Origin of the sequence: Pricia mediterranea (assembly GCF_032248455.1) — a bacterium.
In the GTDB taxonomy this organism is placed as follows: Bacteria; Bacteroidota; Bacteroidia; order Flavobacteriales; family Flavobacteriaceae; genus Pricia; species Pricia mediterranea.
This window is the reverse complement of the sequence record NZ_JAVTTP010000001.1, coordinates 3,233,956-3,249,459: the sequence shown is the minus strand read 5'-3', so window position 1 is coordinate 3,249,459 and position 15,504 is coordinate 3,233,956. Positions and strand designations below refer to the sequence as shown.

Here is a 15,504-nt window from a genome sequence, read left to right as displayed (position 1 = left end):
ATAAGTTGTGGGAATTCCGTCCTATCCAAAATACGAAACAAAAATAAGCAACGTTAAAAGATTATGAACTCGTCGCAGGGTTTTCTTTCGTCTGAAAATTCCCGTCTTTAGCAGGGGGACAGGACGGGTTCTAATTAATAAAGAATTTTGGAGGTTCATACTAATAATCTAATTTTGGACCTTCCTAAAAACCATAATCATGAAGAAAATAGCGCTTGTATTGTTTGTTGGCCTCATAGGATTTACCCTTACCGCTCAGGAAAAGGCCGCCAAAATCGAGTTTAAGACCGAAACCGTGGACTACGGCGAAGTGGCCCAGGGTTCCGATGGGGTCCGGGTATTCGAGTTCACCAACACCGGGGAAGCCCCTTTGATCATTAGCAGGGTCAGCTCGAGCTGCGGATGTACCATCCCGAAAAAACCCGAAGAACCCATCATGCCGGGCAAAACGGGAGAAATTCAAGTGAAGTACGATACGAACAGGACTGGCCCGATCAGAAAGGCCATCACGGTGATTTCCAATGCGAAAACGCCGACTAAAGTCCTGAAAATCAAGGGTGAGGTCAAGGGCGCGGACGGAAAATAATTGGGTAGCGTTCAGTAACACTCTACGGACCGAGCTTTATATTTTAAATCGAATTCTATAATAAAACCAGGCCCCGATAAGACATCGGGGCTTTTTTTATGGCTTCAACAATCGTTCTCCGCACATTCATTGCTGCGATGGAATGTCAAGGTTTCTTTTTGAACATTTCTTTTAATACGAAACTAAATCTCAGATCTTGATTATAGCGTTCAATCAGAACATCGATTTGTTTTCCTTCCTGTTCATTGAGCATATTGAGTACTTCCTGAAGTTTATAGCGATGAATGCGCTTTCCGTTGACGGCCAAGATAACATCTCCTTCCAAGAGTCCCGCTTCATGGGCGGGACTTCCGGCCCGGATGCCAGACACGATGATTTCGGACACCAAGCTCATCCGCAGCCGGTCTTGAAAAAGAATCTGTACATCCCCGAAGGTATTTTCCTCACTATGTACTACGCCCCGTGAATCAGCGATACTTTCCGAAATGTACCGCACCCCGTCGTGCTGCAGGCTCAATCCACTTAAATTATAGCGGAAGGGCGCGCTGAAATTCCTGTTTTTGCGCAATGTCATGGTGTTGCGGCCATAATCAAAAACGATGTTGAAACGTTTCAGTATCTCGCCGCCCACACTGCCGTTACGGTTGCCCAGATTTTTAATGGCATCGAAAGAGTCACTGTTGGGAAATGCTGCCTTGGCGTTCTCCAACTTGAAACGTCCCAATCGTATTTCATCGACCCTCGTGCGTTTCCCGAAGATATGTCCATTAAGTCCCTCTCCTAGAAATTCGTCATAATGCGCATCGGGAACTTGCAACGTCTCGTTTTCAAAAAGCCAAATGGCATCGCTACTTCCCGTGTCGACCAACAACTTGACCTGCTGCTCTTTTGCTAACAAGAGGCTGCCATCGACGTAGGCTTTTTTTCGGATGATGGAAAGGGGAAGGGACTGGTCACGCCTCGAATTGGAACGGGTATAGGTCTCGGGATCGTGGAATTTGAGGAACCTTCGTCCATAATTTAGTTCCACCACAAAGTCCTTGAACAGATCATATCCGATGATACCGTGGATGGGAATGCCCAGAGAGGGGGAGAAATTCATGTTTCTGTCCACTATCACGTACAACTGCTGGTCGCTGTTTGTAATAAACTTTGAACTAAAGATATTCCCATGTGACCGCAATGCCCTTATAGGTTCGCCGTCACCCAACCCCTTAATCATAATTTCGGAAACATTGTTGATCTGCACCGAATCCTGGTCGGACAGGTTAAAGAGGATGGGCTTGTCCACTCCCGAATCCAATATAAAGGAGAGTTCGGTGCCATTGACCTGTAACGGAATGACAATTAGATTGTTGACAAGGCGGAATTTCAACCTTTCGAATTTCTTACCGTCCGGCAAAGCGAAGGTCTGTGCCCATCCCGAGATCGGAAAAAGCAGTAGAAAAAAGACGATATGGCGCAAAAACCGGGTCAACGTTCTAATCTTTAACAAATTACCCGTGTTTAAGATACAACATTTTCGCTTTGCCCGCCCGCTTTTAACATTCTACACAAATAAACTAATAAACTTTTTTCCCCCACTAGCTTTTCCGATTTTTGCATAAACACAAATCGCTATGCCAGCAGTATCACAAAAAGGGCGCTCCATGCCCCAATCCCCTATCCGTAAATTGGTGCCCTACGCCGAAAAGGCAAAAAAGGAGGGGGTCCGCGTCATCCATCTGAACATCGGCCAACCGGATATCAAAACGCCAAAGGTCGCCTTGGACGCGGTGAGGAACCACACCCTGGAAGTACTTGAATACAGCCGTTCTGAAGGTTCCGAAGAATACCGTGAAAAATTGGCGGGGTACTATGCCGATAACGATATTCACGTCAAAGCGGAAGATATCATTATAACCACCGGAGGCTCCGAGGCACTGGCCTTTACCATGGGCAGTATTATGGATGCCGACGAAGAGATCATAATTCCCGAACCTTTTTACGCCAATTACAACGGTTTTGCAACGGCGGCAGGGGTCAATGTAGTGCCCGTCACCTCCCATATAGACGACAATTTTGCCCTTCCCCCCATCGAGCAGTTCGAAAAATTGATCACGCCCAAGACCAGGGCCGTGTTGATCTGTAACCCCGGCAATCCCACGGGATATTTGTATACGAAGGAGGAAATCAAAAAACTGGCCGCCATCGTGAAAAAACACGACCTATTTTTAGTGGCCGACGAGGTGTACCGCGAATTTGCCTACGACGGCCGCCAGCACTACTCCATTTTACAGGAAGAGGGTCTTGATGATAATGCGATCATGGTCGATTCCGTTTCCAAAAGATATAGTATGTGTGGGGCGCGCATCGGCTGTATGGTGACCCGGAACAAGCAGATCATCAAGACTGCCCTGAAATTCGCACAGGCCCGATTGTCTCCCCCCACCTTTGCCCAAATGGCGAGTGAAGCGGCCCTGGACACCCCGCAGCGTTATTTCGACGACGTAAAGGAAGAATACACCGAACGCAGGAACCTGCTTGTCGAAGAACTCCAGAAAATAGATGGGGTCAAAATAGGAAATCCCCAAGGGGCATTCTATTGTATTGCCGAGCTGCCCATTGACGATGCCGACCACTTCGCAAAGTGGCTGCTCGAAGAATACAGGTTGGATGGCGAAACCGTGATGGTTGCCCCCGCTGCGGGCTTCTATAGTTCTTCCGGATACGGCCACAGCCAAGTGCGAATCGCGTATGTTCTGGATAAGGAAAGCCTAAAGAGGGCCGTGTACATACTAAAGGAAGCCTTAAACAGTTATACTCATAACGGATAGACCCAGACTTGGTTCATCCGTTCGGTAGACAATGGCCCGATGAACATCCAAAAGAACATATCCCTCAAACCGTACAACACCTTCGGCATTGCCGCAAAGGCCAGGTATTTCTTGGAAGTTAATACGGTCGAAGAGCTGAGACAGGCCCTTCGGCTTGGGGAATATCCAGAGAAATTCATCCTCAGCGGGGGCAGCAATATGCTCATAACCGATGACCTCGACGCACTGGTCTTGCATATCAACATCAAGGGCATCGAGATCGTCGATGAAGTTGACGGACACGTCACCATAAGGGCCATGGCCGGCGAAAATTGGCACGACTTGGTGCTATGGACCTTGGAAAAAGGATATGGGGGACTTGAAAATATGTCCCTCATCCCCGGAAACACGGGAACGGCGCCCATTCAGAATATCGGGGCCTACGGGGTAGAACTGCAGGATACCTTTGTGAGCTGTGAGGCCATGAACATAGCCGATCAATCGACCAGGACCTTTACAAAAGAAGACTGTCAGTTCGGCTACCGCGATTCCTATTTTAAGCGTGAAGGAAAAGGGATGTATATCATCACCTCGATCAGGCTTCAATTGACAAAACACGATCACCGCCGTAATACATCCTATGGGGCAATAGAGGAAGAACTAAAAAAGAAAGGGATTTCCGACCCGAATATTAAGGATATTTCCAATGCCGTAATCGCCATCCGACAAAGCAAACTTCCCGACCCCAAAGTCTTGGGCAACAGCGGCAGTTTTTTTAAAAACCCCGTCATATCCGCCCGTGAATTCCATACATTTACAAAAGACTATCCCGAAGCACCGTTTTATAAAATTACGGAGAACGCTTATAAGATACCCGCTGGTTGGCTGATCGAACAGGCTGGTTTTAAGGGAAAGCGGTTTGGCGATGCGGGCGTTCATAAAAATCAAGCCTTGGTCTTGGTCAACCACGGTCAGGCCACGGGAGATGATATCTTGAATTTGGCGTTCAAAATTATGGATAAGGTCGAGAAACATTTCGGCATCCGTATCGAGCCCGAGGTCAATATCATCCGACCTTCCCTACTTAAGGGCCGAAAAAAAATAACCCCCGCGGCCGATAGCAACGAGGGTTATACCAAACCAAACTAACCAAAAACTAAATGTACAGTTACCAGTTGCACATTTATACTATACTATTTTAGAAGTAACGCCATCAATTATTCAATTTAAACCGTTGGCGTTTTTACATATACGAAGTAAAAGATCATTTCGGATGCCCCCGATGCCTATTTTTTTAAAAACCCGTTCTGAGACCTACCTCCATCATGAGCACGTTACTTGAAAAACAGATTGTTGAACTACTTCAAGAACGCGATGAAAAAGCGATTTCCTTGCTATACGAGTACTACGGCGGTACACTGTTGGGCGTGGCCCATAAAGTGCTTCGCGATGAAGAGCTGGCACAGGATGTACTGCAGGAGAGCTTTGTTAAAATCTGGAAAAAATCGGATACCTATGACGCCTCGAAGGCGAAATTGTTTACCTGGCTTTTCCGCATAACCCGAAATACTGCCATCGACAAACTGAGAAGCGTTAAAACAAAAAGCGATAAAGAGATCCAAATAGACGTTTCAGACGTATATAATCTAGGTATCAATAGTACAAGGCCCGAGTTTATGGACCTTCGTGAGAATTTGGACAAGATAGAGTCGAAGTACCAAATCGTGCTGGACGCCCTTTTTTTTCAAGGCATGACACAACAGGAAGCAAGTGATGAACTCGACATTCCCTTGGGCACTATCAAATCAAGATTGAAAATCGGACTGAGGGAACTCAGAAAAATTTACGGCCCGACCTTATTATTGATCCTGACCCTGAACCTAGCACACCTCATACCGTCTTAGCGGTCTTCGTCAATCCCGTTCACCAACCGGGATCTTAGTGGACCTTCAGTTTTCGATGGTAAACGGATGGATTTTACATCAAAATCAAAATAAAGCACGATGAAAGAGAACGTACGAACGATCCTGGATTCCGATTTGTTGGAGAAATACCTGATGGGTACTGCGACCCATGAGGAAACCCTGCAGGTGGAAAGATACATTTCAACGTATCCGGAGATCAAAAAGGCCTACGACGACCTACAGGAAAACCTGGAGGCTTTTGCCAGATTGCACGCCGTTGACGTGCCCGACGGTCTCGAGAGCCGAATCATGGATAGTATCCGGAACGAGAAAAAAGGCACGGGCAGGTTCGCGAAATTTGCAATTGCCGCTAGTTTTGCCCTTATGGTTTCCGCCGGGGCCTCCTATTTCATCTGGAGCCAAGACGAGGAGGCCTTACTGGAGAAACACACCATAGTCAACACGAATACCGATGCCCGACAGGATGAAATGCGCGAACAGCTGGAGGATGTTAGAAATCAGTTTATCGTACTGCAGAATCCAGAGACGAAAAAATACGAGGTCACCGGCAACAAAAAAGCAAAAGAACTCAAGGCAGTGGCCTATGTAAACCCAGTCAAAAAGCTATCTTACCTCAACGTAAGCAGCTTGCCATATTTGCCCGAAGACCAGTGTTATCAAATGTGGGCCGAGGTCAACGGAGAAATGCTAAACTTGGGCATCATTCGAGAGGCGGAACAAAAATTGCTGGCGCTGCCCTACTCCGACAACGCCGTCGGTTACATCACTATTGAACCGGAAGGAGGCAACGATCGCCCGACCGTTGAGAATATCGTGGCTAACATCTCGTACTAGACCTCCTATCCTTAGGTATTTTTTAAGCCCCGCAGCTTCGCTTGCGGGGCATTATTTTGTATCTTTGTGTAAAATCGCAGCATGAAACTGATACTATTGACCATCGCGCTGTTAGCGCTAGCTTTTGCAGGTATCGCCATTAAGATCTGGTCAAAAAAAGACGGCAAGTTCGCCGGCACCTGTGCCAGTCAGAGTCCCTTTCTTAACCAAGATGGGGAGGCATGTGGCATGTGCGGGAAACTTCCCGATGAACAGGACTGTAGAAAAGAGCCCGAAGGGGAATTGCCCTCTTACAACTAGCGGAATCCCTGTACCTAGATCTAGTGCTATAACTTAGTCCTCAACACCGATAAATCCGCCTTTGTCCCGTCCGCACTTTGGCACAGCTGTATTTACAAATATTATTATCCTTTGGGAGAAACCGACGACACCCAAGATACCATACAAAAGGCACTTGCGGGAAACCAAAGGGCCTTCAATACGTTGTTGGATACATTTTGGAGCGGGGTTTACGGGTTTCAGCTCAAACGTACCGAGAATGAAAACGATGCCGAGGACATTACCATCCAAACCTTCGCGAAAGCTTTTGACAAGCTACATACTTACAATAGTTCACACGAGTTCATGACTTGGCTCATTACCATTTCAAGGAACATCCACATCGACCTTATCCGGAAACGAAAAAGAAATTTGGAAACTGGCGAAAACCAAGAAGCGGTCGTTAAAGTTCTTGACGATGCGCCCTCCGCGGAAGATCGACTCATCAACGAACAAAACTTGGCCCAGCTCTTGCAGCACATCAAAAAACTAAAACCCCGGTACCAAGAAATGATAAATTTACGCTATTTTAAGGAGCTGAGCTATGCCGAAATTGCAAACGAACTTCACGAGCCCATCAACAATGTCAAGGTCAAACTGCTCCGGGCCAGAAAATTATTGGCAGAAATTATTAAAGATGGGAAATGAGCAGTAGGTGCTGAACAATGTCCAGGGGCACTGTCATGCAGTTTTAGGTTGGCCGTTTTTGCAAACTGCGCCCAACGGGGCGTTCAATATTTCGCCTTGGCCTCTTATTTCAAAGTCCGGACCAGCATCATCATAAACCCTACCAATTAAAACACAGAGACGCAACAAGGCATAATTGCATGCATTGCGCCTCATCGTCGCAAAAGTTGCCACAACTATAGCTTCGTCGTTTTCCCAACTTTTTGAAATCCGTATATTTGTAGTAAAACTGTACTATCGTATGAGCACGGAAACCCTCGAAAGAACTACCCCCGCTAAAGGAAAGCCCAAATGGTTACGCGTCAAACTTCCGACCGGTAAGAAATATACCCAACTTCGAAGTTTGGTCGATAAATACGACCTGCATACCATTTGCACCTCCGGCAGCTGCCCCAATATGGGCGAGTGCTGGGGCGAGGGCACGGCCACATTTATGATTTTGGGCAATGTTTGTACCCGTTCCTGCGGATTCTGCGGGGTCCAGACCGGACGACCGTCGAGCGTAGACTGGGCAGAGCCCGAAAAAGTGGCCCGGTCCATTAAGATCATGGATATCAAGCATGCCGTGGTGACCTCCGTTGATCGCGACGATTTAAAGGATATGGGGTCGATTATTTGGGCCGAGACCGTCAAGGCCATCCGAAGAATGAATCCGAAAACTACCTTGGAAACTTTGATTCCCGACTTTCAGGGCATCGAAAGACATCTAGATCGAATTATCGAAGTCGCCCCCGAAGTGGTTTCCCACAACATGGAAACGGTTAAAAGACTGACCCGGGAAGTACGCATACAGGCCAAATACGAGCGTAGCCTGAACGTATTGCGCTATTTGCACGACAAGGGTGCCAATCGCACAAAATCGGGTATCATGCTGGGACTTGGGGAACGTGAGGAAGAAGTATTGCAGACCATGAGGGACCTTCGCGCCGCAAATGTTGATGTCATTACCATAGGCCAGTACCTACAACCCTCGAAAAAACACTTGCCGGTCAAGGAGTTCATCGTACCGGAACAGTTTAAGAAATATGAAGCTATTGGACTCGACATGGGGTTCCGGCACGTCGAAAGTGGCGCCTTGGTCCGATCATCCTACAAGGCGCATAAGCATATTGACTAGTCTCTAAACAATAGAAAGTATTCTAGGACGTTTATCATAGATGACCCATACATATAGGTGAAACATCCCGTACACATCCGATTCTATCGCCTCTGGCTTCTTACGATGTTACTTTTCACATCATTAGGGGTCCTGGGGCAGGACAGCATTCCTCCCAAAGAGGCACAGACCTACATTGAAGCCGCACGAATCTTCGCCAATAAGGACAAGACCGATCTTGCCCTTAAATCCCTCGAAAAAGCGGTGCAGGTCGCCGAGGCCACGGACGACGTAAAGTCGCTGATCGACAGCTATCAAAAAACAGCCTTGGTCTATCTCAAATTAAACAGGGAAGAGTCCACCCTATTGTTCTCGGATAGGGCGAAAAACTTGTTGAAAACTACCGAATATCCGTACGGAAACGCCGTCGATAAATATATAGAAGCGCTTTTGGCATTTCGGAGTGGCAGAAACTTCCAGGCCATCTCGAGGATTAATGAAGCCCGGCAACTCAATAACGACCGTAACTTTTTCAATAACATCCTACTTGTCGAAGGCTTGATCTACCTCGAGCTGGAGAAATATGATGACGCTTCCAAAAACTTCAATTCCCTCATTATCAATACCGATCTTTACGAGAGCGAATATCTGGCCACCAAAGCCTACTTGGGGATGGCGCATTTAGAATTGGAGAAAAAGAACTATAAGGAGAGTGCATTGAACGGGGAGAGCGCCCTCAAATTAGCCACGGAAAACGAATTTTTTAGGGAAATCATTGAGGCGAATACCTTGTTGACCGATGTATATACCATCACGGAGCAATATCAGCAAGCCTTGGCGAACAATAAGAACCTGCTTCGCATACAGGACTCGATTTTCAACATCGCCAAACTACAGACCGAGACCAAGACCGCCGAAAAGATTCAATTTGCTTTCATGGGCGATGAAATCAAGCGGCAGGAACAAAAAATCGAGGAACTGAACGCCTCGAAGAACCAATCCGATATCGCGGCAATACTGACTGCGGCCATGTTGACCATTATCACCCTGCTGGCAATTTCGCTGTTTCGAAACAACCAAATAAAATTAAAGACCAATGCGTTGCTGCAAACCAAAAACAATGAACTAAAAGCCGCTAGGGATTCCGCCGTCAGCGCGATGCAGGCCAAAACCAACTTCCTTTCCACCGTAAGCCATGAGCTCCGTACCCCTCTCTATGCCGTTACGGGGCTTACCCACCTTTTACTCGAAGAAAATCCGAACGAGAGCCAAAAGAAACATCTCAAATCCTTAAAGTTTTCGGGAGACTATCTTTTGAACTTTATCAATGACATTCTACAGATCAATAAAATAGATGCGGACAAGCTCGAGACGCTTAACATTGAATTTAACCTGAAAAAAATACTCGAGGAAACCCTTGACTCGCTACAATCCACCGCAGAGAGAAACCATACGGAAATCGTATTGGAATACGACGACCACATTCCAAGCCATTTGATGAGCGATCCCATCAAACTGTCCCAAATATTCATGAACCTGGTCGGCAACGCCTTAAAGTTTACCAAAAACGGTAAGGTTACGGTCATCGCCAAGTTGATGAAAAAAGTGGAGGAAGACGTCATTCTTTATTTTGAGGTACGCGATACGGGTATCGGCATTTCAAAGGAGCAACAAGAAAACATTTTCGATGGATTCGAACAGGGTTCCATTGAAATCAACCGCGAATACGGCGGATCCGGTCTGGGACTGACCATTGTTAGAAGCCTTCTAGGCCTCTTTGACAGTAAGATCCAGTTAGAAAGTGAGCTCGGCGAGGGCAGCTCGTTCTTCTTTGAGCTGAAAGTCAAGAGCAAGGACAGTATCATCGACGATGTACCTTTCGAGATGGCCGATAAGGAATACAACTTCGAAGCCCTCCACCTGCTTATCGTTGAAGATAACAAGATCAATCAGGTCATCACCAAAAAGATGTTGACAAAAAAAGGAATCACCAGCGATATCGCCAACCATGGTGGGGAGGCTATCGAAATGGCACGTGAGAACGCATACGACGCTATTTTAATGGACATACATATGCCCGGTATCGGCGGAGTGGAAGCCACCATCGAGATCAGAAAATTCGACAGTTTTACCCCTATTATCGCCTTAACGGCAATCTCTTTAGACGACAGCCTGGAAAGTTTCTACGCCGCAGGCTGCAACGATGTGGTCACCAAGCCCTTTAAGCCCGAAGTATTCTACCAAAAGATCGGAGAGAACATCTTTGACAGGAAGCCGATCAAAACTGCGACATAAAAACAGCTAATACGGTGCTCAGTGTATTTTTGTCATCGCCTAAAAATTCATGCGCGACAGGCAGATAATACAGGTTATCTACCTTCCCGTTCAACCGCACATAGTCCTTTTCAGTGGTAATCAAGTACTCCTTTCTCCGCAATTGATCCAAATCATTCTCCGTAAAGTCATGGTGGTCCCTAAAACGCAGGTGTTCAAATCTGAGCCCCGACCCTTTTAAATGGGCAACCAAGGGTTCGGGATTTGCGATTCCCGTGACCAAGGTCGGGTTTTTGCCCCGGAAATAATCCAAGGAAACATTGTGGGAATTACCCTTCAATTCCTCACCATAGGCCAAATAGCTGAACAGAACGTGTTGGTGGACTTCCGGATTGAGTTCACGAACGATTCGTTGCCGCTGCGAATCGCTTGACTGCTCGGGACATTTGGTCACAATGATCAGATCAGCCCTCTTCGCCTCCCGTTTACTGTCCCGCAAGGAACCGGTCGGCAGGTACCGATCGTTCACGTAGAGATTGCCGTACGCGGTCAACAATATCGAAAACCCACACTTGACCTTTCGGTGCTGAAAAGCATCGTCGAGCAAAATCAGATCGGGAGAAACTTTTTTCTCCAGCGCTCGGATGCCGCGACGCCTATCCGCATCGACGGCGACCGCTATTTCGGGATGTTTGGAATAAATCTGATAGGGTTCATCGCCCAGGTCCCCGACCGTACTGGTAGTATCTGCCAACACGAAGCCTTTGGACTTCCGTCTGTACCCCCGACTGAGTAAGGCCAGCCGCATATCATCCTTTAAAAGGGAAATCAGAAATTCCGCCATGGGCGTCTTTCCCGTACCGCCCACGCTAAGATTCCCGATACAGAGCGTAGGGGTGGCGAACCTCTCCGATTTGAACACACCCACGTCAAAAAGGCAATTGCGGATGCGTACCACGAGGGCATAGATCAACGAAACGGGGTATAAAAGTTTTCTCAGTACTTCCACAGCGGCGAAATTAGAATATTTTATCTTTGATTACCTTAAAAACCTATAAATGAAAATCAAACACGTTACGGAAATACTTGAAGAATTGGCGCCTTTGGACTATGCGGAGGATTTCGACAATGTCGGATTATTGGTAGGCGACGCACAGGAGGAAGTAAAGGGCATCCTAGTAACCTTGGATACGTTGGAAAACGTGGTCGATGAGGCCCTGGCCACCGATTGCAACCTCATTGTCAGCTTTCATCCCATAATTTTCGGGGGATTGAAAAAGCTGACAGGACGCACCTACGTCGAGCGTACCGTTATCAAGGCGATTCGCAACGGTATTGCCATCTACAGCATGCATACGGCCTTGGACAATGTTCGAGGCGGGGTCAATGAAAAAATTTGCGAAACCCTGGGGATAATCCATCCGAAAATCCTCATACCAAAAAAGGGGACGCTGGAAAAACTGGTCACCTATGTTCCACGGAAGGATGCAGAACCCCTACGCAGGTCACTGTTCGAGGCCGGCGCCGGAAATATTGGCAACTACAGCGATTGCAGCTTTAATCTGGAAGGCACGGGCAGCTTTAGGTCCGGGGACGAAGCCGACCCGGTCAAGGGCGAAATCGGGAAAATACATTATGAGAAAGAAACCCAGATCAATGTCATCTACGCCAAACGCCTCCGAAACGGGATTTTAGCTTCCCTATTCAAAAACCACCCCTACGAAGAAGTGGCCTATGAGGTGTTCGCCGTACAAAACACCGATCAAAACCTTGGGATGGGCATGATCGGCGAACTACCGGAACCGATTGCGGAACGCGAGTTCTTACAAAGGGTCAAGGAGAAAATGAACGTATCGGTCGTCCGACATTCGGCATTTTTGGACCAAAAAGTGCGGACAGTCGCCGTTTTGGGGGGCAGCGGCGCCTTTGCCATCGATGCCGCCAAAGCCTCCGGAGCCGATGTACTGATAACTTCCGATATCAAATACCACGAATTTTATAAAGCGGAAAGCAAACTGGTCATTGCGGATATCGGACACTATGAAACCGAGCAGTTTACAAAAAACCTTCTGGTTGATTATCTTACGAAAAAAATGCCTAATTTTGCAGTCCGTTTATCGGAAAGTAAAACCAATCCCATCAAGTATTTATAAGAAATATGGCTAAAAAGAAAGAATCGACGGTAGAGGAAAAATTAAGGGCGTTGTACGATCTGCAACTGATCGACTCACGGGTCGACGAGATACGCAACGTGCGCGGTGAACTTCCTTTGGAAGTGGAGGATCTGGAAGATGATGTAGCGGGACTCAAAACTCGGATGGACAAGCTGAAGACCGATGTGGAGACCATCAATTTTGAAATTGGAGCCAAGAAAAACTTGATCGAGGAAGCCAAGGCCCTGATAAAAAAATACGCCGAACAGCAAAAGAACGTTCGCAATAGTAGGGAATTCAATTCCATCAGTAAGGAGTTGGAATTCCAGGAACTCGAAATACAATTGGCCGAGAAGAACATTAGGGAATTCAAGGCACAGATCGAGCAGAAAAAAGAGGTCATCGCCGAAACCAAAGAGCGTTTGACCGAGCGCCAGTCGCATCTCAAGCATAAAAAGGATGAGCTTGATGCCATTCTAAAAGAAACCGAGAAAGAGGAAAAAGCCCTTTTGGACGAATCCAAAAAATTTCAGGAAGAAATCGAAGAGCGATTGGTAAAGGCCTACACCCGAATCCGTACCAACGTCAAGAACGGATTGGCCGTAGTGCCCATTGAAAGGGGCGCCTCAGGGGGGTCTTTTTTCACCATCCCTCCCCAAGTACAGGTCGAAATTGCTTCACGCAAAAAAATTATCACCGACGAACACAGCGGCAGAATTCTGGTCGACCCCGTCTTGGCCGAAGAGGAGCAGGAAAAAATGGACAAGATGTTCGGCAAGTTGTAGCGCCACTCGCAATCTTCCATAAACTTATCTAAATGCCATCCGGTACAAGTGGGTGGCATTTTTTTGTTATCTTCTAGCTTAAAAAGCTATGAAATCTTCCTTTGTAATCCTAATACTACTTTCCGTGACCCTTTCGCAGCATTTAAATGCCCAAAGTCTGGAAGACTACCAATGGAAAAATCGAATCCTCCTTTTGTTCGATGCTACTCCAAATTCCGATGCGCTTACATCACAGCTGACAGAATTGACCCATGACAAAAAAGCCTTGAAAAACAGGGATTTAATCATTTTTCGGGTGACACCGGACGCAGTATACGCCGCCGACGGCAGCCCGGTACGACTGACGGCAAATGAAATATTCAACAAATTCAATATGGATTCCAATTTCAGTGGGGTTGTCCTTATCGGAAAAGATGGCGGCTCGAAACTAAAGAAGACCTTCGAGGTACCCCCACGGAGCATTTTTGACCTGATTGACGGAATGCCCATGCGGAGGGCCGAGATGCGGAAAAAAGGGAAGCATTAAGTCTCGGGTCGCGCCACGTCCTGAATCCGGCCTTTTTTGTTCAGTCCATGTTCACTGTTTCTTCCCGTAGGCCATCGAGCATCATCATCTCCACCTCGGGGCTATCCCATTGTGTTCCGATTTCGGGCAGCTGCATCACCCGGCGCATAATTTCCTCCTGTGCATCGCCCACGGCCAAGGCCTCGGCGTAGGGACGATCGGAAAAGGTGACCCTGCTGTAGACGGGAATCCATTTATCGGGATGTTTGGCGGCGAACCGTTTTTCGATTTTCTTTTGTAGCAGAAATTCCGAATCCGCCGTTTTGCTGCTCATTTCCAAAAAGTTGCGATAGCTGAGTTCGGCGATGGCGTCGGCGTTGGGTTTTCTCACCTCTTGGTATTCCTGAAAAATATGCTCCCAATCATCTCCGTGTTTGTCGATGATCTGGTTTAAGACGAAAATATCCTCAAAACCAGCATTCATTCCCTGCCCATAAAAAGGAACAATGGCGTGGGCCGAATCGCCTACGAGTGCCACTTTGTCCCAGTACGTCCACGGGTAACACTTCATGGTGACCATGGCGCTGGTCGGGTTTTTGAAAAAATCTTCGGTCAAATTATCGATTTCTTTTTGCACCGTTGGAAAGTAGGTCGTAAAAAAGGTTTTGGCTTCCGCCTTTGTCGTTATACTCTCAAAAGAAATGGCTCCCTCGAAGGGCATAAACAGAGTGCAGGTAAAGCTGCCATCGAGATTGGGCATGGCGATGAACATAAAATCGCCCCGCGGCCAGATATGGAAGGAGTTTTTGTCCAACTTATGCGTTCCGTCGGGATTGGCCGGTATCGATAGCTCCTTATACCCCACATCGATAAAATGTTGGGAATAATCAAAGCGACTGCGCCGCTGCATTTTATGACGAACTCTTGAAAATGCCCCGTCGCAGCCAAAAATGATATCAAAGCGATATTCGGTCCACTCCCCTTTCTCGGTCTCCCCGGTGTACAGGTTTGCCTCTGGCAGGTTAACGTCCCAGACCTTTTCCTCGAACTTGAAGTGGACGCCGGATCGCTCTGCGATTTCAATCATCCGCCGGTTTAGAACCCCACGGGAAATCGACCATATGGCCTCCCCGTCTTTTCCATATTCCTGAAAATAAAGGGGAGTGTCGATGACGTGCATCGCCCTTTTGTCAAGGGGAATGGCAATTTCTTTGATGTTGTCCTCAATTTCGACCTCCCGGAGCGCTTTCCAACCCCGATCGCTCATTGCAAGATTTATGGAACGGCCCGAAAATTCGGTCTTGCGGATGTCGGGTCTCCTGTCAAAAACCGTAACCTCATGGCCCCGCTTCTTCATGTATATCGCCAAGAGCGACCCCACCAATCCTGATCCTATGATGGCAATGCTTTTTGGGGTTTGTGTCATTTTATCGGTTTGTTTTAAAACAATCTGGAGCGCATGAGCCGTTGGCAATTCCACATAAAAGCCCTAAATGTACCAAAATTAATTGTTCCTCTCCCCCTTATACCACCCCTGTTCTCCATA

At 47.3% G+C, this 15,504-nt stretch carries 15 protein-coding genes; 12 read left to right on the top strand and 3 right to left on the bottom strand.

Features of this window, described 5'->3' with window-relative positions; translation table 11 throughout:
- The first annotated feature begins 199 nt into the window (after nt 1-199).
- Nucleotides 200-586: a DUF1573 domain-containing protein gene (locus RQM65_RS13320; protein WP_314015723.1), complete on the top strand. Its 387-nt coding sequence runs from the start codon at nt 200-202 to the stop codon at nt 584-586.
- A gap of 145 nt (nt 587-731) precedes the next feature.
- On the opposite strand, the gene RQM65_RS13315 is transcribed toward RQM65_RS13320, so the two are convergent.
- A complete protein-coding gene (locus RQM65_RS13315) occupies nt 732-2,081 on the bottom strand; it encodes a PDZ domain-containing protein (protein WP_314015722.1) in 1,350 nt (449 codons plus the stop codon).
- A gap of 124 nt (nt 2,082-2,205) precedes the next feature.
- Between RQM65_RS13315 and RQM65_RS13310 the strand changes: the two genes are divergently transcribed.
- The 8 genes from RQM65_RS13310 to RQM65_RS13275 all read left to right on the top strand — a co-directional run bounded on the left by RQM65_RS13310 (nt 2,206) and on the right by RQM65_RS13275 (nt 10,536).
- Nucleotides 2,206-3,402 (top strand): pyridoxal phosphate-dependent aminotransferase, encoded by a 1,197-nt coding sequence (locus tag RQM65_RS13310; protein ID WP_314015720.1) that lies wholly within the window; start codon nt 2,206-2,208, stop codon nt 3,400-3,402.
- A 39-nt stretch (nt 3,403-3,441) separates the two neighbouring features.
- Nucleotides 3,442-4,530, top strand: a complete 1,089-nt coding sequence (gene murB / locus RQM65_RS13305) for a UDP-N-acetylmuramate dehydrogenase (RefSeq protein WP_314015718.1) — start codon at nt 3,442-3,444, stop codon at nt 4,528-4,530.
- Nucleotides 4,531-4,706: 176 nt separating this feature from the next.
- A complete protein-coding gene (locus tag RQM65_RS13300) occupies nt 4,707-5,285 on the top strand; it encodes an RNA polymerase sigma factor (protein WP_314015716.1) in 579 nt (192 codons plus the stop codon).
- 99 nt (nt 5,286-5,384) lie between these two features.
- Nucleotides 5,385-6,140 (top strand): anti-sigma factor domain-containing protein, encoded by a 756-nt coding sequence (locus RQM65_RS13295; RefSeq protein ID WP_314015715.1) that lies wholly within the window; start codon nt 5,385-5,387, stop codon nt 6,138-6,140.
- Between the two features lie 81 nt (nt 6,141-6,221).
- Nucleotides 6,222-6,440: a membrane or secreted protein gene (locus RQM65_RS13290; protein WP_314015714.1), complete on the top strand. Its 219-nt coding sequence runs from the start codon at nt 6,222-6,224 to the stop codon at nt 6,438-6,440.
- A gap of 111 nt (nt 6,441-6,551) precedes the next feature.
- Nucleotides 6,552-7,106 carry an RNA polymerase sigma factor gene (locus tag RQM65_RS13285; protein WP_314015712.1) on the top strand — a complete coding sequence of 185 codons (555 nt, stop codon included), beginning with the start codon at nt 6,552-6,554 and terminating at the stop codon, nt 7,104-7,106.
- Between the two features lie 280 nt (nt 7,107-7,386).
- Entirely contained in the window at nt 7,387-8,262 is an 876-nt protein-coding gene (lipA, locus tag RQM65_RS13280; RefSeq protein WP_314015710.1) for a lipoyl synthase, read from the top strand.
- Nucleotides 8,263-8,367: 105 nt separating this feature from the next.
- A complete protein-coding gene (locus RQM65_RS13275) occupies nt 8,368-10,536 on the top strand; it encodes an ATP-binding protein (protein WP_314015708.1) in 2,169 nt (722 codons plus the stop codon).
- On the opposite strand, the gene lpxK is transcribed toward RQM65_RS13275, so the two are convergent.
- A complete protein-coding gene (gene lpxK, locus RQM65_RS13270; RefSeq protein ID WP_314015706.1) occupies nt 10,520-11,524 on the bottom strand; it encodes a tetraacyldisaccharide 4'-kinase in 1,005 nt (334 codons plus the stop codon). The genes RQM65_RS13275 and lpxK overlap by 17 nt on opposite strands.
- A gap of 49 nt (nt 11,525-11,573) precedes the next feature.
- Here lpxK and RQM65_RS13265 point away from each other — a divergent pair, with 49 nt between their 5' ends.
- The 3 genes from RQM65_RS13265 (at nt 11,574) to RQM65_RS13255 (ending at nt 13,979) form a co-directional block, all read left to right on the top strand.
- The gene (locus tag RQM65_RS13265; protein ID WP_314015704.1) at nt 11,574-12,668 is read left to right on the top strand and encodes a Nif3-like dinuclear metal center hexameric protein; all 1,095 of its coding nucleotides are present in this window, start codon (nt 11,574-11,576) and stop codon (nt 12,666-12,668) included.
- A gap of 5 nt (nt 12,669-12,673) precedes the next feature.
- Entirely contained in the window at nt 12,674-13,453 is a 780-nt protein-coding gene (locus RQM65_RS13260) for a zinc ribbon domain-containing protein (RefSeq protein WP_314015702.1), read from the top strand.
- An 88-nt stretch (nt 13,454-13,541) separates the two neighbouring features.
- Complete coding sequence (locus tag RQM65_RS13255) at nt 13,542-13,979, top strand: DUF4174 domain-containing protein (RefSeq protein ID WP_314015701.1); 438 nt, start codon at nt 13,542-13,544, stop codon at nt 13,977-13,979.
- Between the two features lie 40 nt (nt 13,980-14,019).
- Here the strand turns inward: RQM65_RS13255 and RQM65_RS13250 are convergent, their stop codons facing one another.
- On the bottom strand, nt 14,020-15,384 hold the full coding sequence (locus tag RQM65_RS13250; protein ID WP_314015699.1) for an FAD-dependent oxidoreductase: 1,365 nt from the start codon (nt 15,382-15,384) through the stop codon (nt 14,020-14,022).
- Between the last annotated feature and the right edge of the window lie 120 nt (nt 15,385-15,504).